Consider the following 1,578-nt stretch of genomic DNA (forward strand, 5'->3'; position numbering starts at 1 on the left):
CCCTACGCCCCCGGAAACGGCTTCCCCCGCCCCTGTCGGGGAAGATCCGGCGCCGCTCCCGTCGCCGACCCGCAGAACTCCCGTACCGCGCTCGTGCGGGCCACCACGCGCCCCCGGTGCACGACGATCCGGGTGTACGCCAGGGAGAGCACACCGGCGAGCGTTTCGCCCCGGACGGCCAGCAGTTCGGCGGGGAAACCGGCCTCCACGCGCACCTCGGGCAGGCCCAGGGCCGCCCGCGCCGCCCCGCTCACCGCGTCGTACGCGTCCTCCGCACGCAAACCGTCCCGCGAGGCCAGCAGATACGCGGCCTCCAGCGGATCACCACGCCCCACCGGGTTGGAGACGTCCCGCAGGGCCCCGCTGCCCGCCGCGACCCGCACCCCTGCCGACCGCAGCAGCCGTACGGGCGCGGTGCCCCCGCCGTCCACGGTGCCGCAGCCGCCCTGGGGCAGGGAGAAGACGCCCACGCCGGCCGCCGCCAACTGGTCCGCGGCGCGGGACGCGACCGGGGCGGGAAGGCGCGCGAGGCCCGCGCACGGGCCGAGGGTCACGCCGGGACGCAGCCCGCCCGCCATGGCCGCGAGCCGGGCGAGCCGGGCCGGGTCGTCGGCGTCGGTGTGCAGGTCGACCGGGCAACCGTGCTCGGAGGCGATGTCCAGCACGGCCTCCACGTACCCGGCGGGGTCGGGGTCCACATCGGGGCATCCCCCCACCACGGAGGCGCCCATCTTCACCGCGTCCCGGAGCATCGCGAGCCCCTCCGTCCCCGCCACCCCGGTCAGCAGCCGGGGCATCGCCACCGCCGTCACCTCCACGAGCCCGCGCAGCGCCCGCCGCGCCCGCAGGACGGCAGCCAGCGCCCCGAGCCCCTGCACGTCCCCTACGTGCACATGCGAGCGCAACGCCGTGGCCCCGTGCCCGAGTTGCAGCAACGCGGCCTCGGTGAACCGCCGCTGGACGTCCTGGCCGTCGTACGGGACCGGCCCTTCGATCTCCGCCGACAGGGCGGTGTCGCCGTGGGCGTGCGGTTCGGCGGGGGCGGGGAGCAGCAGATGGCCGGCGAGGTCCACGCGCGCGACGGGGGCACCGGACGCGGTCGTACGGCCCGTCCCCAGGCTGCCCGCCGTGCCGACCGCCTCGATACGGCCGCCGCCCAGCCGGACGTCCACGACCCGACCGTCCATGAGCCGCGCACCGCACAGCAGCAGGGTGCCCGGTTCGTCCGGGCCCGACGGCGGGTCGGACGAGGAGGGGGACGGCTGCGGCTGGCTGTCGGGCATCGCGCTCCCAAGGGCTCGGCGACGGCTGCACATGACGGCGGAGGCGGACGGGGACGGTGGACGGGGCCGTGGGGACGGCGCGGCAGGTGAGGGACACAAGATCACGCAGAGTGAGACGAGCCTAGGCGGGCCGCACGGCCTCGGCGCGGAGGAGCGCAATAGTCGTACCGGCGTGGTTCATGTGTCGGGCCCGCGTGGTTCCCGGTGCCGTACGTGTGTGATTCCTGTGTCGGGGCGCCATCGCCGGGGACGGGAAAGGGGGGCCGAGTGAGGCCCGCCTAGGCTCGTCTCACTC

Annotated in this window: 1 protein-coding gene; it reads right to left on the reverse strand. The window is 76.4% G+C overall.

Annotation, left to right across the window (positions count from 1 at the left end):
* Positions 1 to 2: 2 nt before the first annotated feature.
* Entirely contained in the window at positions 3 to 1,283 is a 1,281-nt protein-coding gene (locus AOK15_RS39830; RefSeq protein ID WP_055523967.1) for an amidohydrolase family protein, read from the reverse strand.
* Between the last annotated feature and the right edge of the window lie 295 nt (positions 1,284 to 1,578).

This window comes from Streptomyces ossamyceticus, from assembly GCF_001418475.1.
Taxonomy (GTDB): Bacteria; Actinomycetota; Actinomycetes; order Streptomycetales; family Streptomycetaceae; genus Streptomyces; species Streptomyces ossamyceticus.

Bases quoted from the DNA above. Each gene is read 5' to 3' on its own strand.
- AOK15_RS39830 (WP_055523967.1), bottom strand. From the start codon at position 1,283: ATGCCCGACAGCCAGCCGCAGCCGTCCCCCTCCTCGTCCGACCCGCCG.